The organism is Bacillus cereus group sp. BceL291 (genome assembly GCF_051776705.1).
GTDB lineage: Bacteria > Bacillota > Bacilli > Bacillales > Bacillaceae_G > Bacillus_A > Bacillus_A cereus.
This window is the reverse complement of record NZ_JBPWAP010000031.1, coordinates 34656-60876: the sequence shown is the minus strand read 5'-3', so window position 1 is coordinate 60876 and position 26221 is coordinate 34656. Positions and strand designations below refer to the sequence as shown.

Here is a 26221-nt window from a genome sequence, read left to right as displayed (position 1 = left end):
TATATCAATTAGCTGAAAATGATGGGACGCCGTATGACGGGAAACTGTCACGTACGGTGTTAGGTGGGGGAAAAGGTGGAGATGATATCAAAGCTTTACCTATCACGCACAATTACATGAAATGACTCGTAAAATAAAAGAAGATCAGGGTTACAAAGTATACCAAATTGATTTTATTAATTTTGAGTCTAATGCATATAATCCGCTTGATTATGTAAAAGATGATCAAGATGCATTACAACTAGCTAAAACAATATCAAAAAACTCTAAGAAAGATGATAAAGAGGATTACTTCTTTAATACGGCTAAAGATTTACTAGCTGGATTAATTATCTATTGTAAGAATGAAAAGCCTAATGCGAATATACCAAAAGATGTTAAGAGGGAATTTTATCGTTTATCAGATAATGAAAATTATTTGAGGGAATTGTGTGACGAAATAGGAGAGGATCACCCAGCATACAATTTATTGAAAGATGCCAGCATTGCTGAAGGTAAAACAAGATCAAGTATATTATCATCTTTTGCGCAACAAACAGCTATATTTTCAATACAAAAGGTTGCAAAAATGACTATGCATAGTGATTTTAATTTTAACGAATTTCAAAAAGAGAAAAGTATATTGTATATAAAAATTCGTATGGATGAAAATCCGTTCACACCACTAACAGCAACTTTTTTTGATCAATTGATAAGTGTATTTTATGACATTGCTGATCGTAATCACTCTGAATTACCTATTCCATCCACCTTCTTGTTAGATGAATTTGCGAATATCGGAAAGATAGAGAAGTATCATAGGGTTTTATCTACTTGTCGTGGGTTAGGCATGAGTATGATTACAATTATTCAAGATAATGCACAATTAGAAAATTTATATGGAAAGGAAATAGCAAGAACTATTATTAATAACCATGACTTTACGCTCTTTTTAAGAACCAAAGATCCTGAGACAGCTAAATATTACTCTAATTTAGCTGGTGAGACTACGGTTCGCATGACATCTGAATCATTAAGTGGTCCTTCGGGTATGTTTAGTGGGAAGTCTACAAGTTCTAGATCAGTACAAGAACAATATGTAAAACGACCTTTAATTACTGAAGGAGAATTAATAAACATAGATAAGCAAGATTGTTATGTGTTTATTTCTGGATATTACCCTTTGAAATTGAAAAAGGCATGGCAATTTGTTATCTATAAAGATTTCTTGAAAAATTATGATGAATATAGAGAAAGATATCGTTCGCTATTTAATCATAATGATAAGAAAGTTGAGGAACTAACTGATAATGAGTTGGAAAAAGATGTGAAAGTTAATTTGCAAAAGGAGAAGATCGTTCAAGAGCCTGAACCACAAATGGATAAAAAAGAAGAAGTTGAGTTGAATATTCATGAGGAAAATGAAGCTGATAATTTGAATGATGATATAAATACACCTCAGTCGATAGAAAAATTGGCTAGAGATTACTTGGATGGTAAATTTACATTAAACGAATATCTACCGAGAGAAAAGATTGAGTCTATTAATATGACACTTTTTGAAGAAGAACGGGAATATGTAGATTATAGTGTAGAACTTGAAACGATTATGGAAAATGCTGATTTTTCAAGTGAAAGCATCGAATCCGTTATAAAAATTAAACAGGGTATGCAAAGTATGGAGGACAATAAAACTGAAATAGCCAAGAACGTTGAATTGGCTAACAATATTGATGATATTGAAAAGTTACTTTCACAGGACATAAAAGACATTGAAAAAGATATTGATGAAGAGTTAAACTTTTTAGTCCAATAAGAAATAGCTTTTAAAAATACCTAAAATACCCTAATTGCCTTAATTATTGCAATGTGGGTATAGGGTGAGGGGAAAGATGATTTTATGAGGGGGAAATAGTAGTGGAACAAGTTATAAAGATTAAAGAGAAACCATTTGCTTTTATTGAAGGTTGCATAAATGCGTTAATTTTAGTTCTTCCATTTTGGTTAATTGTTGCTTCTGTTGTTTGTGTCAACTTATAAACAAAACGAACAGGTGAAAATAAAGGAAATAAACTATATAGAATAAAAGGAGATTGATTTACAAATGGGATACACATTAATCTTAGCGGAGAAACAAAATCAAGCTGAAGCCTACGAAGAGGTATTCGTGAATACCAAAAGAAAGAAAGGATATATAGAAATTCCAGCTTGTCCTTTATTTCCAAATTCAGCAATTTTAACGTGGGCTATCGGTCATTTAGTAACACTTTATGATCCTGTAGATTACGATGAAAAATTAAAATATTGGAATTTAAAAGATCTTCCAATTATTCCTTCAGAATTTAAGTTTAAGGTATCAAATAATAAGGTAGAACAGTTCAATACTATTAAAAAACTAATGAAAGACGCTTCAGATGTGGTTATAGCGACCGATGCGGATCGAGAAGGGGAAAACATTGCCTATAGTATAATTCGCTTGACAGGAGGCGGAGAGAAGCCTTTAAGAAGATTATGGATTAATAGTTTAGTTGAAAAAGAAGTTAGAAAAGGATTCGAAAATTTAAAAGATGCTAATCAATTTGTGAGCTATTACCATGAAGCACAGGCGAGACAAGTTTCAGATTGGTTAGTCGGACTAAATGGCACACGTTTATATAGTGGATTGCTTCAAAAAAAAGGGATTAAAGGCACGTTTACAGTTGGAAGGGTTCAAACACCAACGTTAAATTTAATTTATGAGCGTGAAAAGGAAATTACCAATTTTAAACCTACTTCTTTCTATGAAATAGAGGGGTATTTTGAAAAAGATAATCAAAGTTTTTGTGCCAAATACAAAGAAAAATTTGATTCTGAGTACCTGTTAAAAGAAAAACTAAAAGAGCATAACATATCTTTGCATTCGAAAAATACAGCGATTGTAGAAGAAGTGAAAACGGAAGTGAAAAAGGTATCTTCACCGAAATTACATTCTTTATCGAGCTTACAGGCTCTAATAAATAAAAAATACAAATATAGCCCTAAGGAAGTTTTAGAAACGGTTCAATCGTTGTATGATAAACCGTTAACCCTAGTTACGTATCCAAGAACAGATACGCCATATATTACAGAAAACGAGTTTGAGTATTTGAAAGAACATTTAAAAGAATATCAAAAAATTGCTGGTGTAGATTTTGAACCATATTCATTAGAACCCAATTCTAGATATGTAAATAATAAAAAAGTACAGGAGCATTATGCTATTGTACTGACTGAAAAAATCCCAACAGAAAAACAAATAAATCAATTAACGGACAAGCAAAAAAATATCTATTTTGAAATTGTTCATAGCGTACTAGGAATGTTCCATCATCCTTATATTTATGAGGAAACGAAAATTGATTTGAACCTTCAAAATTTAAAGTTTGAAAAAGTAGGGAAGGTGGAAGTGAGTAAGGGATGGAAAGTCTTATTCACTACAGATCATGAAGATAGTAAAGAAGAGGATGAAAGGGGAAGTTTACCCAAACTTAATCGTGGTGATAATTGTGCGGTTGTTTTGAAAACAAAAGAAGGGAAGACAAAAGTTCCTAAAAGATACACTGAAGGTGAGCTTATTATACTCATGAAAACCTGTGGTGGAAGTAAAGTGTTAGACAAATTAGATCAAGAAGAAAAAAATGCTTTGAAAGAGACAGAAGGATTAGGTCAAGAAAGTACAAGGGGTAATATCATTGAAAATTTAAAAAAACAAGAGTATATAGAAATTAAAAATAACCGGACGTATGTTACTAAAAAAGGAGCAATTTTATGTGATTTAGTGGAAGGGACAATGTTAGCTAATCCAAAATTAACAGCGGGTTGGGAAAAGTATTTAAAGAGAATAGGAAAAAATGAAGGCACAAAAGAAAACTTTATTGCCAATACAGAACGGTTTGTACAACATTTAGTTACAACGACGAAAAAACAACTAGAGGAAATGGATATGTCGGAACAGGTAGAACAAATAGCTTCTCAGGATTATTTAGCCCTTTGTCCTACTTGTAAAAAGGGACATATTGTAGAGAAAGAAAAATTTTATGGTTGTACCAATTATAAAGAAGGGTGTAAGCAAACATTTCCTAAAGAGAAATCAGGAAAGAAACTTACAAAGACACTGATAAAATCCTTATGTGAAAAAGGGAAAACTAGTAAGATAAAAGGTTTTAAAGGCAAAAAAGAATTTGCTAGTGTACTTGTTTTTAATGATGGGAAAGTTTTATTTGAATTTCAATGTAAATAGGAGGGCTAAAGATGTTAGAAAAACATGAGATTTTAGGGACAGATAAATCAATTTATGAGAAACAAGGGGAACAACATTTTGATTATGAAGAAATAATTCATTTGAATGAGGATATTAATGATTATGTGCTTGATGGTTATGTAAGCATTAATAAATTTGATAAAGAATTCTTTAAACCAGTATATGTGAAAAGAGTGTGAGAAGGATGCAAAACTTTATAACAGTTGAAGATACCAATAAAAAATTAGAAAAAGGCCTTGAAGAAATTTTTAAAAATGATCGTTTTCAGCATTTACTAAAAGTAATGTCGCAATTTAAAGGTTATTCAACTAATAATACAATATTAATTATTGCTCAAAAGCCACATGCTACTATGGTGCAAGGCTTTAATGATTGGAAGAAGATTGGGAGAAGTCCGAAACAATATGAGAAAAGTATCCGTATCCTTGCTCCACAAAAGCAAAAAATAAAAGTTGAAAAAGTAGATCCTGTAACAAAAGAGCCTATTCTAGATAAGAATGGTAAAGTTCAAACTGAAACTGTAGAAAGAACCGTTGGTTATAAAATGGTAAGTGTGTTTGATGTTTCCCAAACTGTAGGTAAAGAAATTCCTAAAGTGCGTGATTTTATTAAAAATAGTTTGTCAGATAACCAATCAATGGATAATTTATATAAAGACTTCTTTAAACATGTGAAGGAAACAACTCCATATGATATTAAGGAGAGTGTTACTGATCAAGGAGTTGGGGGATATTATAACAGGAACACAAATGAAATTGTAATAAGTACAAACGAAAATAAAAATGCAAATGACAAATTTGCTACTTTACTACATGAATATGCACATGCGAAGTTACATCATAAAGAAAGTGAAATGAAAGACCTTTCGAGGGGACATAAGGAAGCACAAGCGGAAAGTGTTGCTTATGTAGTTTCTAGTAATTATGGACTAGAAAGGGATGATTTTTCTTTAGGATATATAGCTACATGGGCGAAAGATCTAAACTTAGCTAAAAATGCAATTCGTGAGATTCAGGAGGTTTCGAGAGATATAATTTCTACTCTTGATGAACTACAAAAAGACAAAATTCTAGATTTCTATCAAAATAACGATAAACAATATTATGAAGCTGTAGAGTTCTTTGAAAAAGATTTAGGATTAAAACTAAGTAATAAAGAAAATCTAAATACTAATCAATTTGAATTACTTAACAAACAAAACAATATTATTCTATCAGCTAGATTAGAGCATTCACCTAAAAATGATAAATTCTATTTGAGAACCAATAAAAATATGATTATTCCATTATCCGAAGTTCATAAACAAGGAGATTACCATTTATTAAATAAAGAAATTACTAATAATAAACTAGTAGAAGCATCTCAATTTAAGCATGTTGAATCCTTGCTGGAAGTACACAAGATATCTGAGGGTAAGTATGCTGTTGCAAGCATGGGTGGAACAGACATTGTATCTAAGGAATATACAAATAGAAAAGATGCACAAAATCAATTGTTGAGAATAGCAATCTCTCAATCTTTACACAAAGAAACCGTCTTAAAGCAATATATGAAAGAACAATTAAATGAAAATCTTGAAGAAAAAGTTCAAGATATTAGAAGTGATATAGATAAAAGGCTAAATGATATTAAAATAGATACCAATTTTCATGTAGGGCAATATTTATCCTATGGTAGCCAAAAAGAAATACTCCTTTCAGAAAATAGTGGGAATGTAATCGGCTGGACTTTATTAAAAAATAAAGAAATTCAAACTATGGATGAATTAGTTGATTATGCATTTAATAAAACTAAAAATCTACCAAGAAACAATGGATTAAGAGAAGAAATTACTAATAATGTTTATGTTACCGAAAAAGAAAAAAGCGAGGATTTAAAAGTAATAAATTCTAAGGACGGTTGGTATGTAGGGAAGTTAGACAAATATAATGGCGTTGAAAGAGTTACAGAATTTTATTCTAGTGAAAAACAAGCGCAAAATGAATTAAATTCTTTAAAAGGGCTGGAAGATAAGCCGAAGGAAAAAGAAAAAGAGGAAGAGCTAGAATTAGAGAGATAAAAAAGTAGTTTAAGAGAATTATTATAAGAATCATGGAAAGGCTTACTATCGTAATAGTAAGCTTTTTTAATATTAAAATATGCTCTAATTCGGATATTTAAACATTTTTGTTTAAAAAATACACAAAAATTGTTGTTTAATTAAACACAAGATGGTACAATTTTCTTGTGATGAAAGAACGTTGATTAAATAAACATAGTCCTTTTTTTAGAAAGGGCTTTTGTTATAAATTTTGTGAATAAAATACACAAAAGAGTAGGTGGAATTATGAAATTAGCGATCTCGATGAAGTCCAATTTTGCTTTTGAGAGATTAGTCGCAATTTTAGAGAATCATGAATATGGAAAGGAGGTTGAAATATATCAAAAGAATGTACAGACGGTAACTGATGTAGAGGATGTAGTTGAATTTTGGAAGGTAGATTATATTGTTGTAGATTCAAAAGTGATTGATTCAAAATCTATATGTGATTTTTTAAACAGAAATGACATTGAATTTACTGTTTTTGAATCCGATTTTGAACTAGTTATTGAACAAATATTAAACTTCTTTTCCCTACAACCCAGTGAAGAAGATCCTTTACAAATCAAAGAAGTGAATGCAAGTGTAATAGCTACTAAACCACCTGTTGAAAAAAAGGAAAAGATAATTTATCAAGAAAAGGTTGTAGAAAAAGAAGTATTTAAAACATCTTATACATCTATTCCTAATCAACTAATTGTAGTAGGCTCTATGTGGTCTGGGGCTGGTTCTACAACATTTGCACATAATTTAGCTAAAGCAATAGCTGGACGAGGATTAAAGGTATCTTATGTTGAGTATCCAGTTCTAAAACCTTACACCTTTGATTACTTGGCTATTCCTGTTAAAGAACAAGAAAAGGAACAGGAATATGTAGATGTAGCAAGAGAACTTCTTATGAATAGATCATTTAAAAAGCATGGAGCTGTATGGAATGAACATGGTGTGGATTGGTATGTAATAGATTCACGTTTAGAGCCTATAGAGTCATTTGGATACGAAGAAATGCTGAAATTTGTTTATTCGATCAACTCGACAATTACTATTGTAGATGTTTCGAATCGTTTGAATGATCCAACAGTACAAAGTTTATTACACCATGCTGATCATATTTATATTTGCATAGAGCCTGATCCAATCAAAATAGATTGGCTATCAACCATTAAGAACGGTGGAATTGATGCTGAGGTACAAAGGGAAGAAAAAAGGGCTATTGATTTCCTAAATGAGATTGAGGAAACAGAGGGAGTAACTTATCAATTTATAAATATGAAATATACAAAAAAGATTGATACTACTACATGGCTTGAATCTCTTGGAGATAAGAAACCGTTAGTTCTTTTTCCGACAATTCCTTATGAGGATTTAATAGAGTTAACGTGGAAAACTGAATTCTTATATGATAATGAGCAATATAAAATGAAAATCGAAAAAGTGCTAAAACCCGTTCTAGTACAAATATTACCTCGTCAATTTTATGAATTACCTAATAATGGTGTGAAGAAAAGGTCTAGATTCATACCTAAAATATTTTAAGAAGGGGAAGAAGAAATGAAGTTGAAAAGGAAATTAAAGGTACTATTACCTGTTTCAATGATGGTATTAGGAATTGGTACAGTGGGATCTTATGAACTAGTTTTTAAAGACAAAATTAATACAACTGATGTAATTGTTGCAAAGCAAGATATCAAATTCAAATCAGAAATTACTAAAGATGACATAAAAGTAGTTTCTGTAAGAAAAGATATAGCTGTGCATGATGCATTGAAACCTGAAGATGTACAACTTGTTTTAAATAAACATGCTTCAATTGATATTAAAAAAGGAACTCAAATTTATTCCAAATTAGTGGATACATATAATCTAATTCCAAATGAGGAAAAGGGAGAATTTATTGCTCCGATTCCTGATAGTTGGTTGTTTGCTGTTCCGGGATCATTACGAAAAACATACATTGCAGACTTTTATCTTGTGCCTGATAAAGATCAAGCTGTAATTCGTTCCCTTGTTCAAGATTCTAAGGAAAATGAAGGGAAAAATGATAAAGAGCCATTAAAAACTGATGAAGACTCAGATGTAGAAGTTATGAGGTTAGCCAAACCGATTTTACAGAATGTCCGAGTAGCTTCAGTAAAAGATAACGGAAATAAAGAGGTAACGGAAACACAAGAAGATCAGCAGAATGCTACAGGATCAGTATCTAATATTGAAGTTATAGCTGATCAAAAAATGTTGAATAAATTAAAAGATTATACAAGTCAAGGATACAAAATTTATGTTGTCTATAAGTTTGGAAGATAACAAGAAAGGGGTTATGTAAATATGAAATTATTTGTAATGTCTTCCGATGAAGCGCTAATTAATAAAATTAAAGAACGAAAAGTTTTTACTTCAGTACAACAGATTAATAATGTTGAAAAAGCTAGTAAAGATGGATATTTATTAATTTCAGATCGTGTATTGCCTTATAGTGAATTATCTACTATAGAGTTTGAAAATAAAAAAGTATTTTACATGTTAGAGAATCAGTACAAACCTCAACTTGAAAGTACAGTAAAAGCAATTTGTAATAGTAAGGATATTTATTTAATTCCACCTAGATTAGTAGTAGAACAAATTGTTGATTTTATTGAGCAAAATCTTAATCTAGCAATAGTAAAGAAAACTAATATCATAGCTTTCTTCTCTTCAGTTTCTAACATTGGTACTACTTCAACATGTTTAAGCGTAGGAAAAGCGTTAAGCCAATATACAAATGCAAAAGTAGGAGTTTTATTACTGAATGCATGGGATAGTGGGACTGATCAACTGAATTTTAAAGGGAATTATATGGATCAGGTTAAAAGTAAGTTAGCATCTAAAACCATTAGTTCTGAACAGGAATTTTTGTCACAATTCTATATGGCTAATCCCAACCTATATATATTAGGTGGTAATCGTGATACTAAAATGGAAAGATTATTTACTAAAGAAGAAATTAACTATTTAATTGAACACTCTAAAAAGACATTTGATGTAGTCTTAGTTGATGCTGGATCGCATTTTGATAATGCTAATATGGTTCAAGCGTTAAATGAAAGTAATTTACGATTTTTAATTATGAACCAGCAAACAAAGGCGATAAGAAAATTCAATCAATTTCATCGTGATATTTTATATCCACTAGGTTATGAAAAAGATGATCTGTTAATGATTATTAATCAGTTTGAAGACCTATCGCATTTGCCTACTACCAAAGATATTCATAAAGATATTGATATTCCATTATTAACAACAATAGAAAAAAGTGAAAATGGTATGCTTTCTGAGATTGAACGAACTGTACTATATGATTATGAAGATGTCAGATACAAACAGTCAATTAATGCTGTTGCGAAGTCAATCGCATCTAGTGTTGATTTAATTTTTAATGATGAACTTCAATTGCCAAGAAGAAGGAAATTTTTTGGTATCCTGTAAAAAAAGGAAGGAGGTAAAATAAATGTCAACAGTAACATCGAAAGTATTTGATATAAACTCCCATTTACAGGAAAGTGGAGTCGCAGACGTTATTAGTTACAATGTGGAAAAAGCCAAAAGTGTAAAGCAAGCGCATGAATTCTCAGAGGTACTAGAAATCGTCAAAAAAAGTATAGAAAAAATATATGAAGACAGAGGTATTAGTTCCGATGAAAAGATAAAAAGGCAAGAAATAGAGCATAATGCAATTTTGGGTGATCATGAAGCCGAAAAGATTTTAACAAAAGAAATTGAAAAGTGTCTTAGGGAACAGAATTTACTAGATGTAAAGTATCCTGACTTTTTTGATTCACTTGCTCAAGCTCTATTCCATGAAATTTATGGATTCGGAGCGTTTTATAAGTGGAAAAAGTATCCTGAATCAGTATCAGCATCCATCATAGGTAAAGAAATATGGTTCAAAATTAATGGTAAGTTTGTAAAGCAAGAAGAAGAATTAAGAGACGAACAACACATCTATGAGATATTTCGTGCGTTGGAAGTAGGACATAAAGGATTGAAAATCAATCACGAAAATCCAAGGGCTGAAATTGAAATGAAGGATGGAACAAGGCTTAATATTGTTCGTCCGCCAGCAGATTTATTTCCTGTAATTGTTTTTCGAAGATTTATAATTAGTAACTTCTCTTTTGAAGAACAAGCGAGAAGAAAAACAATCTCTTCCGAAGATGTAGAACTAATGGAAATCATATCAGAGTTGTATCTGAATATGATTATAGCTGGACATGTTGAATCAGGGAAATCTACTATGTTAAAAACAATATATGCTAGTAGAAGTCCTGAAAAAATTGCAATTTGTATTGAAACAAGTCCTGAAAGTTTTCTAAAAAAAGATTTTCCTGATCGACTCGTATATGACTTTTATACCGTTAATGGAAATATCGAAGATGTAATTTATTCAGCTTTAAGAACAGATCATGATTATGTAATCTTTCAAGAGGTACGTGGGATTGAAGCTGATGGTGCTATGAAAGGGGCAGAGAGAGGGACAACTGGAATGATGATGACCTATCATATTACTGATCCGTCTAGAACGCCTGAACAATTAGCACAACATATTGTTGATGCATACGCAAATAGAAAGCTAGAAAATGAAATTAGACGAGTAGCAAAAAATTTAGATCTTGGCATTATTATGAAAAATGATGAAGAAAAAAATGCAAAGAGATTAATGAGTATTTATGAAATTTGTTACGACTATAAAGGCGATAAAGCTTGGATCAACTATTTAATGAAATATAATGAATTGGATGAAAGATGGGAATACAATTCAGAAGTTTCCGAGGCATTAATAAAGAAAATGAAATCTATAGATCGGAAAAAGGCTGAAAGATTTATTCAATTGCTACAAGAAAAAAGTAACCGTTGTCCAATAACTACAGCTGTAAAAGAAGACATTATATTTTAGGGGTGAATAAGCGTGATTTTGTTTATCGAAGCAATTTCTAAGATTCTTGGATACTCCCTATTCTTTTATGGTTTATGGGCTTTGTTAGGCGCTCCATTCTTGCAAGGTGAGTTAGAAAAGAACTTTAGAAGATGGAAAAATAGACGAGAAATTAAAAGATGGGAAGAAGTACATCAAACAGCAAAAAAGAATTACGAAGTACACCCATTTGTTAAACATCTAGAATTACTACTTTCTAGTATTTCTAAAAATAGTAAAAATGTAAATGTGTTTAATTTCTTGTTTGCATCAATGCTTATTTTCGTAATAACTGTTACAGTTTTATACCTTTTGATTCATGATCTTGTATTTGCGTTAGGTATTGGTATTACTTTTGGGATTTTACCGTATGTTGCAATTAGATATAGACTAACAATGTTACGATTAAAAACACAGTATGCATTTTTAATTGAATATCATGTTTTATTTCAAAATTATCAAAGTACCTCAAAAGATATATACTATACAATGCTAAATGCTGTAAAAGAAACAAAAAATAAAGAATTAAAGCATATCTATATGAAACTATTATCATCACTTCAAAAGGATAGAGGGAATTTAGAATTTGAAAGAGCGGTAAATGTATTTTCATATTCAATAAATTCAACTTTTGCGAAACGTTTCGCAAAATTATTAAAAAAAGCACATATAGATCGTGGTGATATCACCATGTCTTTAATGGATTTAAATGCAGATATAAAGAAAAGGAAACAAGATATTCAAACTGATAAAACAAGAAAATTAGAAACAGTAATTTTAGGGTATACACCAATGATCTTATTACCTCTTATGGTCTTTTTAGCTTATAGGATCTCAGGTGTAGTAGATTTTTGGTATGTTTTCCAACAGAAAACGCCACTAATACTATTTACGATTAGTTTAGTAATGTCAATTTTTTCAGTTCTTACAGCTTTTGTTATGAGTAAGCCGAGAGCCGATATCTAAAATAGGAACTATTACAACCTTAAAGTATTCTTGAATACCTAAATTGTATAATTCTAATTTTAGATATTGAACATATTTGCTAAATAGATGGGAGTGTAAAAGATGTGTCTGTAGATTTATTGGTAAGCTTGTTTGTCTATCTATTGGTACTCATATTCTTTGGAACAGGAGCATATCAAACTTATGCTCTATGTACTTCTCTTGAAGAACGAAAATTACAAAGAACAAAAATTGCTCAAAGTATCCAACAAAAGAAGAAAAAGTTCATTTTAGCTAATAATAAATCAAAATTCCAGCAAAAATTATCAACCGCAGAAATTAAGTATATAAAGGCTTCTCATTATCAAATTACAAGAATTGTAGTGTTACTTTTTTTAGCAATCTATTATCTAGCTATTCCATATGTAACGCTAGGAGAATTTTCCGTAATGAGCCTACTTTTGGTTTGGGGTATATATCTAGCTACAGAGCCAATTTTTAAATACTCAATTATCTCGATGATAATTAATTATTTAATAGCATTAAAATATCAAAAGAAAATGACAGAAGTGTTTACATTATTTGATGTTTTAAAAGCTGATTTATATTCATTAAATCCTTCGCAAGAAGTTAATATATATGGAATTATTAGGGATTCTCTACCGATGTTTGAACATATTGACGGTACAATTGCTAGATTTCTTTCATTATGGAAGTCTGATCCTGAAAAGGCTAAAGACGTTTTTCATGAAGATATTGGTGGAGAAGGAACAAAAGCATTAGGAGATATTATTTTTAAAATGGATCAAACTTCAAAGGATCAAGCATTAGAAACAATTAATGCTGAATCTAGCGTATTTGCTTTTTCCTACTATGAAGCACAAATGCAACAAAGCGGAAAAAGTAAAACAGTTATGTTTGGGTTTTTTACTACAACAAGTTTGTTAATCATATCATGGTTAGTTCTTTATATCTTTGCCATGTTTAGTGATATTTTAGGAAAAAGTCATATTTAAAGGAGGTGAATGTGCATGGATTCAGTCATTTCGAAAGTATTATTAATCGCCGCAACACTCGTAGTAATTGGTGCGGTGGTGTGGAATCAATTAACGCCTTCAATTGAAGGCAAAGGATCACAAATTCAAACTCAGATTGATGGAACAAAAGTAAAATAAAAATTAAAAAATTTTAAATCGTAAAGGAGAAAAAGATCATGGATTCAGTCATTTCAAAAGTATTATTAATCGCCGCAACACTTGTAGTAATTGGTGCGGTGGTGTGGAATCAATTAACACCTTCTGTTCAAACTAAAGGTGGAGAAGTACAGAAACAAATTACTTCTACTAAAGTAGCGCCTTAATACCTACAAATTAAAAAATAAGTATTTAGCAAACTTTTATGATAATCCATTGAATATTCAATGGATTATCATTTTATCGAGAGCATTATTTTTGAGAACATTTTATCGAGAACATTATTTTGAGAATAATAAGAGTTAAGAAGGTGTGATGTATATGTTTAAAGTGGAAAGACAAAATGTGTGCGCATTAGCTATCCCTATGACAATTGCTGAACAAGTAATCGAATATAGAAATCAGTCTGGTATGGCTGATTTAGAAGAACTTTCTACAGGCTATGAAGATACAGGATATGTTGTCAAAGCAAAGGTAGTGCGTAACCTTAAACAACATATTAAAAAAGGAAAAAACAATTTAAATACAAAGGAAAGAATGTATTTACTAGAGATTTTTAATTATTTGCCGATCTGTGGAATTCAATTGAAAGTAGAACATTGGAATTTAGCTTACTTCTGTATTTGCGCTGATCTAGAACAATCTTTAAATGAAAAAGAAATTGAGAATTTAATAGAATTCATTGAACTTGCGGAAGGTAACATTTTCCCATCTGAAGAGGAAGAAAAGAGGGAGAAAATGTTGTATTCCAAGATTTATGGTGAGGGTGGTGAAGTTACAGAAAAAGAAGAACAAGAGTATAAGAACTTACTAGAAAAGTATACAAATAACTTTTACCAAGCAATCTTTTAATAGTAAATAATTAAAATACGAAAGGGGTGTGCGTATGAATCAAGTTCTTTCATATGTATTATTGATGCCATTAATCCTTTGGTCAATTTTTCAACCAGCTTTATTTCTCAATGCATCCCAAGTCGATGAAACTATTAATTTAGCTATATATGAGACTCAAAAAAAAGCAAGTTTACAAGGGAAATATGATTCAGCTTTATATAAAGAAATGAAGGACTATCTTGTAAATATCCATCATTATAAAGCGGATCAAATAAAAATTAAGGGAACTGAAACAGTAACCACTAGAGGGGGAAAAATTTATATTGAGTTTGAAATTCCCCAACCCCCATTAACAGTTATTGATTTATTTAAGATTGATAATTCTAAGCCCTATAAGATTAAGAGAACTGTTAGAAGCGAATATACAGGGACTACATAAGGAAGAGTGATATTGTGGGAGATCTTATCAGAACTTTATTTATCGTATTAATGGCTGTTATGGGATTAACTTTGAATATGAATATTGCCACATACGCAAAAAGCTCTAAGTATTTAAAAGAGGATCTAGAGGTAGCTGTACATGATGCAAGCTTAGAATTGAAAAAGGATGAACTTGCAAATGGGAAGCTAGTGTTTGACCCTATAAAAGCAAAGCAAACATTTAAAGAAAGTTTAAAAGATAACACTGGATTCCAAGAAGGGACAGATTATAAAATTCTTGAATTCCAAGTACTTGATCAATCTAACTCCAAATTTCCAGTGAAATATAAAGCAAATACCTTGAAGTTTCAAGATACATTTCAAAACCCTACCCTAGTAGCGATAATTGAAACTACTACAAAAAAATATTTTTTAAGTAAAGAGGATCGGGTTGTTAGAAGGGTTGCTTCCTACACCTATAAAGTAAAGACTCCTAATCCAATAAATCAAAATCTAGGGCAATTACAAAACGTTACCGCAAATGAAAAAGGGTTAGTATTTCCATTGTCATTTACTCAAAATGTAACTTCTAATTTTAACCCTGAACGAGTTCACCCAATCACAGGAAAGGTAGAAAAACATAACGGAGTTGATATATCAGCGCCTAATATTATGAATCAACCTGTAGGGGCTGTAAAAGATGGAACTGTGACATTTGCTGGTACTATGGGTGGATATGGAAACCTAGTTATTTTGGATCATGGGAATGGTTTTGAAACTAGATATGCACATTTAAATTCTATTACTGTATCAAAAGATGCAAAAGTAATAGCTGGTCAGATTATTGGACATGTAGGATCGACAGGAGATAGTACAGGGGCACACTTGCATCTTGAAACTAGAATGAATGGACAAGTCCTTAATCCATTAAGCTTCTTTAATAAGGAATAGGGGGACGGTTAGGATATGAAACGTAAATTACTTATTTATATATGTATGGCCTTAATAGTAATGGGCGCTTCGGTGTATTGGTTTGTAAATCATAATACAGCATCAAAAGAATCCACAAAGCAAACTCAAAGTAAATTTTATATAGCCCCACCAGAAAAAGCGGGAACAAATAACGATTTAAGAAAAAAATTAGGTGTATTTAACCGTTATGATGGTGTGAAAAAAGAGTATTTTGATCAACAATTAGAAGCTATGACAAAAAAGGAAAAATCAGTAGAAGAAGTTAAACAGGAAATATATCAATTGGAACTTTGGGAAGATGCAAATAAGAAAATACCTGAAGATGTACGATGTGGAGTAGATATAGTATATACAGCAATTTACGAAACGAAATCGAATGATTACAGCGAAATTGATAAATTAATAAAGAAAGATTTTAATGGGAAATACGCTGATGTAAATATTTATTGGGATGAAAAAAATAAGATAAACCGTATCGGTGTATTAGCCATTCAATTTATGTATCAGTAAGTAAGTTAGAACTTTGGAAGATAGAGATTTACTTGTTAAATCTCTCGATTCGAAAGTTTTAATTTTAATGTATAAAAATTAGGAGGAAAACTATGAAAATGAATTGTAAATGTCAAAATTGTACAGGGGCTTACAGATCTTTATTATTTGAAATAGGGGAGGAAAAGTGTCCTACTTGTAAAGGAACAGGTTTTCTAGAATTTGATTTTTCAAAACAAGAGGATATTTTAAATTTTGTACAATACATCCCTAAAGGATATTATTGGTTAAAATGTAATTTCAATCCTGATGAATTATCACAAAATGAATTAGAAAAATTAAAGGAAGTGCTTGTTGCTCAATATAAGGAAACAGAAGCAATTTATTTAGATGACTTTATAAGTCAAATTGATGGGGATTTATGGGACAAGTTAAAAAAAGAAAAGATACAAGAAACGATAGATACGTTTGTATCAATGTATAAGGGATGGTTAGAAACTGGAGAAATTTTGTCGCTTGATGATGAATTGGAAGTAGAACAAGAAGATATAGATATTATGAGAGAAGTATTCCAACGATTCCATAATTTATCGGTAGAGCATTCGACTTTGAGCCAGAGCAAGGAAACTATTAAATCATAAGGGGTATCCTATATGGAAAAGATAGAATTTGCAAAAGAATTACTGAAAAATAGCTTGAATATCTATATAAAGATAAAAATAGAAGAATATATTTCTCATTTTGAAGAAATTGAAGAGGGGAGTTACTTCAATAAAAAGAATCATGAGGATGATTCATTAATTCGTTTTCATAACTGTATTACTTATATCCAAGAGAAAGGGTTTGATATAAAGGGTTGGATGCTGTATGAGATCCCTATCTATTATTCCCATTGCTTTTATAACGAAAATACAGGGCAAAGGTTTGATTTAATGGTATTAAATATTGGTGAGGTAATACCAGCTTATATAGATTATTCAGAAGAAAAAGATGCTAAAACAATAGAAGAAGCAATAAAAAAATACGCTGTATAGAGATTTCTAAAGGGGGTATTAAAATAAAAGTTATTCAATCTGAAATCTTAGTAAAAGGTTATAGAAATGGAAACTGTTACATTATCATCAAAAATGAAAATGATAATTTTAATGTGTATCAATTGTTTTGTGATGTAAATAAAGATGTGAAAGTCAAAGATATTAAAAAGATTATACCAGCTTTAAAACACTTGCCGGACGTTGAAATTATTGTTTCTTTTCCTAACGAAAATTTTGAAGCTTTTTTATTACTTCATGATATTGATGTTAAGAATATGAATGTATTTAGAATCGGATTAAAGAATAAACAAATCCTTGTATAGTACAGAAATTAAAGCATAAAGGAGAATAAATAAATGAAATATACCAGTGTTTTTTTTGAAAATCCTGAACAAGCAATAACAATGAGTATTCATGAATACGATAACTTTGTAATTCAGTTACAGCAAGGGGCACATATAAACCCTTCTATTATCCGTCAGGTGTTTTTTAAAACACAATTAAATGAAGAGGAAAGAAATGTACTGGAATACACTGAAGAGGATATTTCAAAGGTAAGAAGAATAGAAGGGGATTTATATAATTATTTGAAAGATAAGCACCCTCTATTTTTTGGAGAAATAGAAGATCTATTTCATAAGGCAATGGAGAAGTACAATCCTTTTTTACCTATTGTACAAAAATTTTTAAAAAGTAAAAGGCTATATGGAAATACATACAAGGGAATTCGTATTTATAACAAGGACTACACTGAAGAGAAATATATTTTAACAAATTTATCTTTAGAGAAAATAGAACTTGTTCTTATGTTTGTTGAAAGTTTGTTTGATAAGAATCTAAACCTAGATGAACTTATTTTTTATGCATCTATGTTCTTTGATATATACGAAATGGAAGGAACAACTTTCCGAGAATTTGGAGAATCTAAGCTAGAAAATATAAATCTATCAAAAGTAAAAATATATAAAGTATGTTTGGATGCAATCCGTTCTAGACATGGAAGTCATAAAGAATTATTACTACACTCAAAGTTATTATGGGAAAACATGTCATTAGGAGTGCGGATCTTCCGAGTAATCTATTATCATGCTGAAAAATTCCTTTTAGATTCTCAAAAAAATTATCAGGAGAATCAAGTCCAATACACTGAAAAAATATATGAACTTAATCCTAATAAGGGTGAATTAGATAAAAACGTAACTATGAGTATTCAAGTGAAAATGCTAGAAAAACAAGAAATGGATAATAGTACCCCTATTATGGATATTGCCTTTGAAGTGGAGGTATGGGATATAGAAGATTTAAAAAACAGGGGGCTTACTATTAATATTGAACCTCCTAGCGAGCAAATAGATTTATCAGCTTATAAAGAATGCTCCGATCAATATACAGAATTTGCAATCGGATATAAATTTTCTCCTTATTTTAACAAGTGAAATTTAAAAGTTAGGAAGAGATATCATGAAACATAAAGTATTAAAAATCGCTTTATCTTCTCTCATAGTAAGTAGCATATTTCAATATCCTGTCAAAGAAGCACATGCTGAAAAACAAACTACAAGATGGATACATTATGGTGAAATCCGGAAAGATATGCGTTGGGAAAATCCGAAAATTGTTCCCTATCCGAATCAAGAATACGGTGATTATCCTGATAGCATCGCTTATGATCAAGATGGTCACACCGGTATTCTAAAGGCTACACGTATTAAATTAACACCAAAAGAAAAGGTACATCATAAGGATGGTATCTATCGAACAGAAACCAAAGAGTTTACAAAAACAGTTAGTAATACCTACCATACTAATGATCAATCGTTAGTGCCAAAAGAAGTGACAATTAATGAAGATGGGTATCAAGGGAAAATCCCTCTAGTGGGAAATGTTGAGTGGTCAAAAAATTGGGAAACAAATAGAACTGTTAACCTAGATGGACATTGGGAAGACAACATATTTAGAAGGTATTCGTGGCAAGCGCCAGCACCATCTAGTATATCGAAAAACTATTATGATGAAAGAAGTGGACAAACTCTTAATTTCCAAGTTCCTCAATCGGGTGATAAATATTCGGTGGATTCTAAAGGAATGTGGATACAGAGCCGAAGTGAAGGACGAGCTGAATACTATGATGGTGCTGGAAATAGTCGTTTAGGATTTATGTCATATAACCCGTATACTTATTATGGTGATATGTATAACTTCAGTGATTCTAAACCCCTTAAACCTGATACATATTACGGATTAGAGCCTGATAAGGAGAATTGGATAGTTGAGGATTGGGGATGGGATGAATGGGACGTACAAGATGCTGAAGATCCAAGATGGCATTATAAAACAGCACAGTTCGGTTATCGTTGGAAATCAGAATCGGGGAGGACTAATAGATATCGTAAAGGCGTATGGATTGATTATATAAAGCAAGTGCAAGGATATAGATATGCTCAGGAATATAGAGGAACATTTAACTTGCCTGATATTCTCAAAGATTTCACTGGAAAGGCAACTTATAAAGGTAAACTTTCCAAGGAAGTATTTGATCATTGGAATGAATATGATACAAGCGGAAAATGGGATGTAGAAGTTGAGTATGTTGGAGATATTCGGGCGACAAACTTAAAAGCGCAATCTATTACTATTTTAGATTCAAATAACAAAGCTATTAATCATTTAGTTAAAGGCCAAGAATATAAGGCGAAAGTAGACTTTATTAATGATGGTGAATTAGATGTAAAAGCATTTAAAATAGCATTCTACCAAGATAATAAAAAGCTACAAACAATAGATATGAAGAGTATGAAAAAAGGAGAAAAGGCTACAAAATATTTTACTTTCAAGGCTGAAGATTCAGGGGATCATACATTTCGGGCAAAAGTAGACGATGAAAATGTGATTAAAGAGATAAATGAAAACGACAATGAAGTTTCCACTACTCCTTATGTAAATACAGTACCTAAAATTGAATTGAAATATAACCCTAATCCAGTATTTGAAGGAGATAATGTCACTTTAGAAATGTTACCGAGTGATGAAGATCCTAGTGATAAAGAAAAGCTACAAGTTATACTAGAAATGAAAGAGAATCAAGGAAACTGGAAGAAAGTATTTGAAGAAAAGAAAGCTATATCAGGGAAGACCTTACAATATAAAATAGATTCGATAAAAGATGGATCGTATGAATTTAAAGCAACAGTAACAGATCCTCATGGTGAAAAGGGAGAAGCGAAAGTCTCTTTTAAAGCTGAACCACTTAGTATTAAAGGGAAAGTGGATCATACAAAAGAGTGGCAAGAAATTCATAAAAAGCTAAACCATTTACCGGAGCAATTTGTATCAGGGGAAAAATTTGTTACGTCAGCCAATGTAACAAATTATCCGATTGAATTTGTTACATTAGAATTCAAAGGAATGCAAGTAAACAAACAGGATCTCATTATTAGAAAGCCTTTAAATTCAAGTCATCCAATATATAATCTTGATATTTTTGAACCATCCATGACTGATCCGAGAACGAAGTTAGAAAAAGGTAATATTTACTTCATGTTCACAGCGAAATGGAAAAATGGTATTATCAAAAGAGATATCGTTACTGTTGAGATTATAGAGGATGCTTATAATACCTTTGATTTTTATCGAACTAATTGATTGTTAAAGGAAACAGTAACTCGTTATTGTTTCCTTTTTTTATTTTATATGTATTGGAGAGGTAGGAAAAATGGATACAAACAATACAATACCTAACAAATCGTACAAAATAGATCCTGTCATGAATTATGTTTTCCTTGCAACTTACATGATATATAAGAGATCTAAGTTTACTGAATTTCTAATTATAAAACATTTTAATTACCCTACCATTACTGAATTATCAACGACTAATAAGCCTGAGTTTTTGAAAATGATGATTGATGATGTATTTAAACAGACAAATAATGTAGCATCATTAAAATCGTTTTTACAAAGTAAAAGAATGAAGGAATTGAAAGAAATCATTCATCAAGAAGTTAGTGTCTCACATAAAAGAGTCGTATTGAATGTGAGAATTGATGAAACAGAAAGACAAAGGATCAAAATGTTAGCAAAAGATGTAGAAACAGTTGGCGAAGTGATAGAAATTGCGATTGCACATTTCGTTTCCAATTGTCCTGAGAAATTATTTGATGTGATTACATTCGCTCTTATTTCTACTATTAAAGCGGAACAAACAAAATAGGTGATTCACCTATTTTGTTTGTTAGGTATACATAATATTTTTATAAACAACAACAAAAATGTATAATAAACATGATTCGTCATTTTAGACATATCCCTAGATAAAAAAATAGGATATGTCTTTTTTATTTCAGAATATTCTGTTTATTTATGAGAAATCTTGTAGTAAAATTCATTGTACCCAATTTCTGTTATTATCGGATTAAGACTGTATATAGAAAGAAGGGGGATATTATGAGCATTCAGACAAAAGGAAGAGAGCAATTAATAAGATTATTGAATGAATGGTATGAAGAAATCCGTTTGTATCATGTCGAGAAATCCAATCAGTTAAAAATGAAAATAGAAGAAAATTTAAAAGAAATTGAAACAGATCAATATCTTTCACTCTATTATTCACTACTTGAATTTAGATATAAAGTTTTAGTAGAAGGAATTAATATTACAAAGGAATCGTTTGAAAAGGTAGAAGAACTTTCAGGAATCAAAGATCAATATTTATTTTTGGCTTACTATTATCATTTCTTTAAAGCAATACATTCTACAATTTTGTCTAATTACAATGATGCAAAAGCACATTATGATAAAGCGGAAGAACTTTTAATTTATATTCCTGATGAAATAGAAAAGGCTGAATTTGAATATAGAATGGCAAGTTTTTACTATCATTCATACCAACCATTTGAAGGTATTCAGCATGTATTAAAGGCTAAAGAAATGTTTTCAAATCATATAGGATATGAAATCAATCATGCATTATGTGATAACCTATACAGTATAGCTTGTATAGATTTACGGGAATTCGGAAGGGCTGAAGAATGTCTTAATAAGGTAATAGATGTTCTCAAAAGGAATAATGAAGAGCATTTGTTAATTAAGGTGCGTTACAATTTAGGATGGTTATACCATATTGAAAATTTATATGAATTGGCTATTAGACATAGTTCTGAAATTGTAAATAAAATTCCGAATCATTATAAAGCTTTATTTGTTCTAGCGAGAGCATATTATAAATTAGGTGATATTGAAACAGCAAAACAACATATAGAACAGGGAATGAAAAGCGCAATTCAATCAGGAAATGCAGAATATAAGCATCGTTTTGCAGTTATAAATGAATTAGTCACAGAATTACCTAAAGCACGTTTAGAACAAGTTGTTACAGATGCAATTTCTTATTTTGAAAAAGAAGGAATGTGGGATTGCGTAAAAGAATATGCCGAAATGTTGGCCATTCAATTCTATGAAACTGATGATCATGTTAAAGCAAGTAAATACTTTTATATTAGTAACAATGCAGACAAGAAACATTTGAGAAAAGGGGCGTTGAAATAATGATTAAAATAAAGAAGGTTGTATTAGGCATGGTATTAGTAGGTACTTTAGCATGTAGTATCAATAGTTTTAGTAGTTTAAAACAAGCGTCACTTAATGGTGGAGAAACACCATCACCAGCAAAACCGAGTTTATCTGTTGAAATACCTAATGATTAAGTAGGGTAGATATTTTTTATGATAAATAATTAGAATATTGGCACTTGTTCTTTCTAAGAGGGAGAATAAGTGCTTTTTTAGGCTTGGGCGGTGGCACTTACTCCTTATAACCTTCTGAAAGCCTGTACAGGCGTTTCAGAAGCTAACAAGGAGATATGTGTCGCTCACAGCATTAAACACAGGGATAACTACAGAGAGTACGCTCACGCTACTCTCTGTAAGTTCCTCCTGTGTTTGCCAAGGCACATGCTGGACGAACCGGAAAAAACAAAAGATTAAAAGCGGAGAGTAGGCAAACGCCTACTCTTTTTATTTATATTATTTTTGCATTTGCACTACGCACTGTAACATACCGCAGAATCACTAAGCAAAAAACAGGTCAAAGTTTCCCCTTCGGTTTAACCTGTTTTTTGCTAAGTGATTCAGGGAAATTGGCAAGGGGCTGAAAAATTTTTATTCCGATAAAAAAATTCGGACATAAAATTTTTTCAGCTAAAACCCTTGCCAACTTCCCTATGCGGATGTTCCATGCTTCATGTCAAATGGCAAAAATAATTCCCTTTGGGAAGATCATTTGCGTAATGCAAATGCAAAAAAAGGAGAGAAAAAACATGAAAACATTAAAAAACATGCAAGAACAAATCTTTCAAGATCTAAAAGAATTTATGGAAAGACAAAATACTTTTGAGATCCAAGACATTGTATATCAAAAGTATGAAGCTGGATTCTTTTGTTATGTGGGTTTTGCTGAAGAAATGAATGAAAACGTGGTGATTAAACTAAATCCATATGATGGGGAAGTAACCTTGATTTTTAAATCAGATAAAAATCAGGAATGGCATGTAGACTATATATTAGATTCTATGAAAAATACAGAAATTATTGTTGTAAAAGAGTTATGGAATCTAGAAGAAACAAAACAGAATGTGCATTTATTCACCGAATGGGATAATGCTATGGATTATACGAATCAACAAATAGAAATATTTGCGGGTATGTGCGATCAACCTGAGAGTATTGTTGTTACAGGACAAGAGATTGAAGAAGAATTATATGAATGGATAGGGGAAGAAAATATGAATCGAAAATTAAAGATTATAGCATGTTATTTAGGGTTTGAAGACGGAAAAACAAAGGAGGGGAAATAATATGTATACAGTAAAAGAAAGAACACGTACATTTATTGATCGTTTTTTTGAAGAAAAGCACATTCCAAGTGATATTTTTGTTATTAAACATAAAGGACTTACACATGTAATTGAAAATGAAATTGTTATAGATATGATTAAACAAGCACCAATAGAAGAACAAAAAGTAATTGAAAAGCAAATAAGAAAAATAGATTTTTATAATAGAGATATCAATCATTACTTGGGGTTTTTAGCAAATGCATATGTTCAATATCACTATTAATAAAAAGAAAAAGGAACACGAGCATAGGGATTTTATTTTTATTGAATACGTGTGTGAAGAATGCAAGGAAGGTGATTGGAGTAGTGAAATCATACCCAAAAAGAAATGCCCGAAATGTGAAATGTATATGGACTTCATTGAACATAAATAAAAGAGTGCAAGAATCGACCCTCACACTCTAAACAGCATTGGCAAAAGGCAAGGTTGCAACTTGTCTTTTGCTATTATCTTAATAAAAAGTATACTATTGATAATATGTAAAGTAAAGTTTCTATTAAAAGACTATAATGAAAAAAATATGATTCTATGGGGGAACATGCAAATGATTTTTAATCAGCATAAAACACCTAATACGGAGCACCAATTAATATTAGGAAATGTATACTATGAATTAAGAAAACAATTAGAAATGAAGCATGTCAGTATTTTTGCACCTTACACTGTCTATTTAAGAAATGTAAAAGGGCGTTTTGGACATGTTAAACCTCAACCGGATCTTTCTGTTGTTGTTTCCGATCATAATATAGTAGGAGAAAATTGTATCGTAGGAGCACCGGATGTGATTGTAGAAGTATTATCACATTCTAATATGGAAAAGGATTTAGTGAGTAACGTAGAATTATATAAAAAAAATGGTGTAAAGGAATATTGGATACTGGATCAGTTTAAAAATAAAGTATATGTTTATAAACTTTCAGAAGGTGGACAATATATAAAAAGCGAAGATTCATTTATAATAAAAAGTGAACTCCTTCAGTTAGAGTTAAAGTTAGATAAACTATTTAAAGGGAGTGTTAAATAATGCAATTCGGAAAAGCGTTTTTAGATGATGGAAAGACTGAAATTATGGTTGAGTTAATTCATGATATCGAAAATGGGAAAAAAGTTTTAAAAGGATTTGTTTATGAATTAAAAGATGAGACAGCGGATGAATTTAATTATGAGGAAAGATATGCTGATATTCCTGTATATAGTAACGTTGTGGAATATCAACCAATTGAAAATAAAGAAATAGAAGATTGGGCGGAAGAATTAGTTCAAGAGTATCAATCATATTTAAAGAGCCAAGAAAATAACGAACAACTAATTGAAGAAGCTTTGAATACATTAGATAGGGTTGTTAAGGAGAAAGATTTTAAAAAGTATCGCCAAAATAGATTGAAACGAGCATAAATAAAAACGGAATCTTTTGATTCCGTTTTTATTTATATGTATAACTAGATGTATTTTAAAAATAACATTTACTTTAAACTACATTTATTGTATGATTTTTATACAATAAATGAGATATAAGATAGGGAATAACTGTTGTGATGTAGCCTTATTCTCTTATATATCAACATAAAAAATTAACAAAGTAGGTGGTCATTATATTTAGCTTACCAAAAACAATAACTAATATTATTTTTAAACCTTTTGTGGTTACTTTGTTTGTGTCATTTATTTTTTTATGTGTAATGCCTATCTCTAATGTAGAGATAATAGACCGTTTCTTGGTGGATCTTAACCATGTGACAAATACAACTGTAACAAACTCTATTCTTAATTTGTTATGGACGGTACTTGTAAAATGTTCGATTCCTACATACAAAATTTTATTTATGGTATTTTTAAATTTAGAACTTGTTATGCCTATGCTTAAAAAATGTATATTGAAAAATTTAGCTTTGGAGAATATATCAAGTAGTTATAAAAAATGAGAATGAGATAGAAAATCTTGTTCTCATTTTTTATATAAAGGCATTGAAAATAAGCTACGCTTATTCTTTATATCAATACCCACCACCCACCCTTTAAAACAAATATAGTTTACATTGTTTTTATTAATAAACTATATTTGTTTTATTAATAAAATATGATATAATAAGATAGTAAGTTAGATAAGCGCATTTTTGGATGTTTGAAGATAAAGGTATTCAAGAATACTTATTGGAGG

27 protein-coding genes and 1 pseudogene are annotated in these 26221 nt (G+C 30.6%); all 28 read left to right on the top strand.

Annotation, left to right across the window (positions count from 1 at the left end):
* Positions 1 to 109: 109 nt before the first annotated feature.
* A pseudogene (locus tag ACS2CR_RS19595) lies at positions 110 to 1795 on the top strand (VirD4-like conjugal transfer protein, CD1115 family); the annotation flags it as partial.
* A gap of 101 nt (positions 1796 to 1896) precedes the next feature.
* Entirely contained in the window at positions 1897 to 2019 is a 123-nt protein-coding gene (locus ACS2CR_RS19590; protein ID WP_437261347.1) for a hypothetical protein, read from the top strand.
* Between the two features lie 64 nt (positions 2020 to 2083).
* A complete protein-coding gene (topB, locus tag ACS2CR_RS19585; protein ID WP_437261346.1) occupies positions 2084 to 4237 on the top strand; it encodes a DNA topoisomerase III in 2154 nt (717 codons plus the stop codon).
* 11 nt (positions 4238 to 4248) lie between these two features.
* On the top strand, positions 4249 to 4437 hold the full coding sequence (locus tag ACS2CR_RS19580) for a hypothetical protein (RefSeq protein ID WP_000890312.1): 189 nt from the start codon (positions 4249 to 4251) through the stop codon (positions 4435 to 4437).
* Between the two features lie 5 nt (positions 4438 to 4442).
* Positions 4443 to 6317, top strand: a complete 1875-nt coding sequence (locus ACS2CR_RS19575; protein WP_437261345.1) for an ArdC family protein — start codon at positions 4443 to 4445, stop codon at positions 6315 to 6317.
* A gap of 267 nt (positions 6318 to 6584) precedes the next feature.
* Complete coding sequence (locus tag ACS2CR_RS19570) at positions 6585 to 7874, top strand: hypothetical protein (RefSeq protein ID WP_438906076.1); 1290 nt, start codon at positions 6585 to 6587, stop codon at positions 7872 to 7874.
* A 15-nt stretch (positions 7875 to 7889) separates the two neighbouring features.
* Positions 7890 to 8639, top strand: coding sequence for an SAF domain-containing protein (locus tag ACS2CR_RS19565; RefSeq protein ID WP_000769513.1), 750 nt, complete (start codon positions 7890 to 7892; stop codon positions 8637 to 8639).
* Between the two features lie 21 nt (positions 8640 to 8660).
* A complete protein-coding gene (locus ACS2CR_RS19560; protein ID WP_097939057.1) occupies positions 8661 to 9797 on the top strand; it encodes a hypothetical protein in 1137 nt (378 codons plus the stop codon).
* A 22-nt stretch (positions 9798 to 9819) separates the two neighbouring features.
* Positions 9820 to 11265: an ATPase, T2SS/T4P/T4SS family gene (locus ACS2CR_RS19555; RefSeq protein ID WP_097939055.1), complete on the top strand. Its 1446-nt coding sequence runs from the start codon at positions 9820 to 9822 to the stop codon at positions 11263 to 11265.
* A 12-nt stretch (positions 11266 to 11277) separates the two neighbouring features.
* Positions 11278 to 12249, top strand: coding sequence for a hypothetical protein (locus ACS2CR_RS19550; RefSeq protein WP_097939053.1), 972 nt, complete (start codon positions 11278 to 11280; stop codon positions 12247 to 12249).
* 104 nt (positions 12250 to 12353) lie between these two features.
* The gene (locus ACS2CR_RS19545; protein WP_097939051.1) at positions 12354 to 13244 is read left to right on the top strand and encodes a hypothetical protein; all 891 of its coding nucleotides are present in this window, start codon (positions 12354 to 12356) and stop codon (positions 13242 to 13244) included.
* A 15-nt stretch (positions 13245 to 13259) separates the two neighbouring features.
* The gene (locus tag ACS2CR_RS19540; RefSeq protein WP_000378686.1) at positions 13260 to 13403 is read left to right on the top strand and encodes a hypothetical protein; all 144 of its coding nucleotides are present in this window, start codon (positions 13260 to 13262) and stop codon (positions 13401 to 13403) included.
* A gap of 38 nt (positions 13404 to 13441) precedes the next feature.
* Positions 13442 to 13588, top strand: a complete 147-nt coding sequence (locus ACS2CR_RS19535) for a hypothetical protein (protein ID WP_000378690.1) — start codon at positions 13442 to 13444, stop codon at positions 13586 to 13588.
* Between the two features lie 154 nt (positions 13589 to 13742).
* Positions 13743 to 14273 carry a hypothetical protein gene (locus ACS2CR_RS19530; protein WP_000477383.1) on the top strand — a complete coding sequence of 177 codons (531 nt, stop codon included), beginning with the start codon at positions 13743 to 13745 and terminating at the stop codon, positions 14271 to 14273.
* 34 nt (positions 14274 to 14307) lie between these two features.
* Positions 14308 to 14694 carry a hypothetical protein gene (locus ACS2CR_RS19525; protein ID WP_437261344.1) on the top strand — a complete coding sequence of 129 codons (387 nt, stop codon included), beginning with the start codon at positions 14308 to 14310 and terminating at the stop codon, positions 14692 to 14694.
* Positions 14695 to 14708: 14 nt separating this feature from the next.
* Entirely contained in the window at positions 14709 to 15626 is a 918-nt protein-coding gene (locus ACS2CR_RS19520; RefSeq protein ID WP_000502628.1) for a M23 family metallopeptidase, read from the top strand.
* Between the two features lie 15 nt (positions 15627 to 15641).
* The gene (locus tag ACS2CR_RS19515; RefSeq protein ID WP_437261343.1) at positions 15642 to 16157 is read left to right on the top strand and encodes a hypothetical protein; all 516 of its coding nucleotides are present in this window, start codon (positions 15642 to 15644) and stop codon (positions 16155 to 16157) included.
* Positions 16158 to 16249: 92 nt separating this feature from the next.
* A complete protein-coding gene (locus ACS2CR_RS19510; protein WP_437261342.1) occupies positions 16250 to 16777 on the top strand; it encodes a hypothetical protein in 528 nt (175 codons plus the stop codon).
* A 12-nt stretch (positions 16778 to 16789) separates the two neighbouring features.
* Positions 16790 to 17170, top strand: coding sequence for a hypothetical protein (locus ACS2CR_RS19505; protein WP_437261341.1), 381 nt, complete (start codon positions 16790 to 16792; stop codon positions 17168 to 17170).
* Between the two features lie 356 nt (positions 17171 to 17526).
* Positions 17527 to 18606, top strand: a complete 1080-nt coding sequence (locus tag ACS2CR_RS19500) for a hypothetical protein (protein ID WP_437261340.1) — start codon at positions 17527 to 17529, stop codon at positions 18604 to 18606.
* 25 nt (positions 18607 to 18631) lie between these two features.
* Entirely contained in the window at positions 18632 to 20812 is a 2181-nt protein-coding gene (locus ACS2CR_RS19495) for a CARDB domain-containing protein (protein WP_437261339.1), read from the top strand.
* A 70-nt stretch (positions 20813 to 20882) separates the two neighbouring features.
* The gene (locus tag ACS2CR_RS19490) at positions 20883 to 21380 is read left to right on the top strand and encodes a hypothetical protein (RefSeq protein WP_437261338.1); all 498 of its coding nucleotides are present in this window, start codon (positions 20883 to 20885) and stop codon (positions 21378 to 21380) included.
* Between the two features lie 233 nt (positions 21381 to 21613).
* Positions 21614 to 22714 (top strand): hypothetical protein, encoded by a 1101-nt coding sequence (locus ACS2CR_RS19485; RefSeq protein ID WP_438906075.1) that lies wholly within the window; start codon positions 21614 to 21616, stop codon positions 22712 to 22714.
* A gap of 29 nt (positions 22715 to 22743) precedes the next feature.
* Positions 22744 to 22872 carry a Phr family secreted Rap phosphatase inhibitor gene (locus tag ACS2CR_RS19480; RefSeq protein WP_437261336.1) on the top strand — a complete coding sequence of 43 codons (129 nt, stop codon included), beginning with the start codon at positions 22744 to 22746 and terminating at the stop codon, positions 22870 to 22872.
* Positions 22873 to 23483: 611 nt separating this feature from the next.
* The gene (locus ACS2CR_RS19475; RefSeq protein ID WP_437261335.1) at positions 23484 to 24020 is read left to right on the top strand and encodes a hypothetical protein; all 537 of its coding nucleotides are present in this window, start codon (positions 23484 to 23486) and stop codon (positions 24018 to 24020) included.
* A 1-nt stretch (position 24021) separates the two neighbouring features.
* Positions 24022 to 24285 carry a hypothetical protein gene (locus ACS2CR_RS19470; protein WP_437261334.1) on the top strand — a complete coding sequence of 88 codons (264 nt, stop codon included), beginning with the start codon at positions 24022 to 24024 and terminating at the stop codon, positions 24283 to 24285.
* Between the two features lie 322 nt (positions 24286 to 24607).
* The gene (locus ACS2CR_RS19465) at positions 24608 to 25087 is read left to right on the top strand and encodes a Uma2 family endonuclease (RefSeq protein ID WP_437261333.1); all 480 of its coding nucleotides are present in this window, start codon (positions 24608 to 24610) and stop codon (positions 25085 to 25087) included.
* On the top strand, positions 25087 to 25458 hold the full coding sequence (locus ACS2CR_RS19460) for a hypothetical protein (RefSeq protein ID WP_001159448.1): 372 nt from the start codon (positions 25087 to 25089) through the stop codon (positions 25456 to 25458). The genes ACS2CR_RS19465 and ACS2CR_RS19460 overlap by 1 nt, the downstream gene beginning before the upstream one ends.
* Positions 25459 to 26221: the final 763 nt, after the last annotated feature.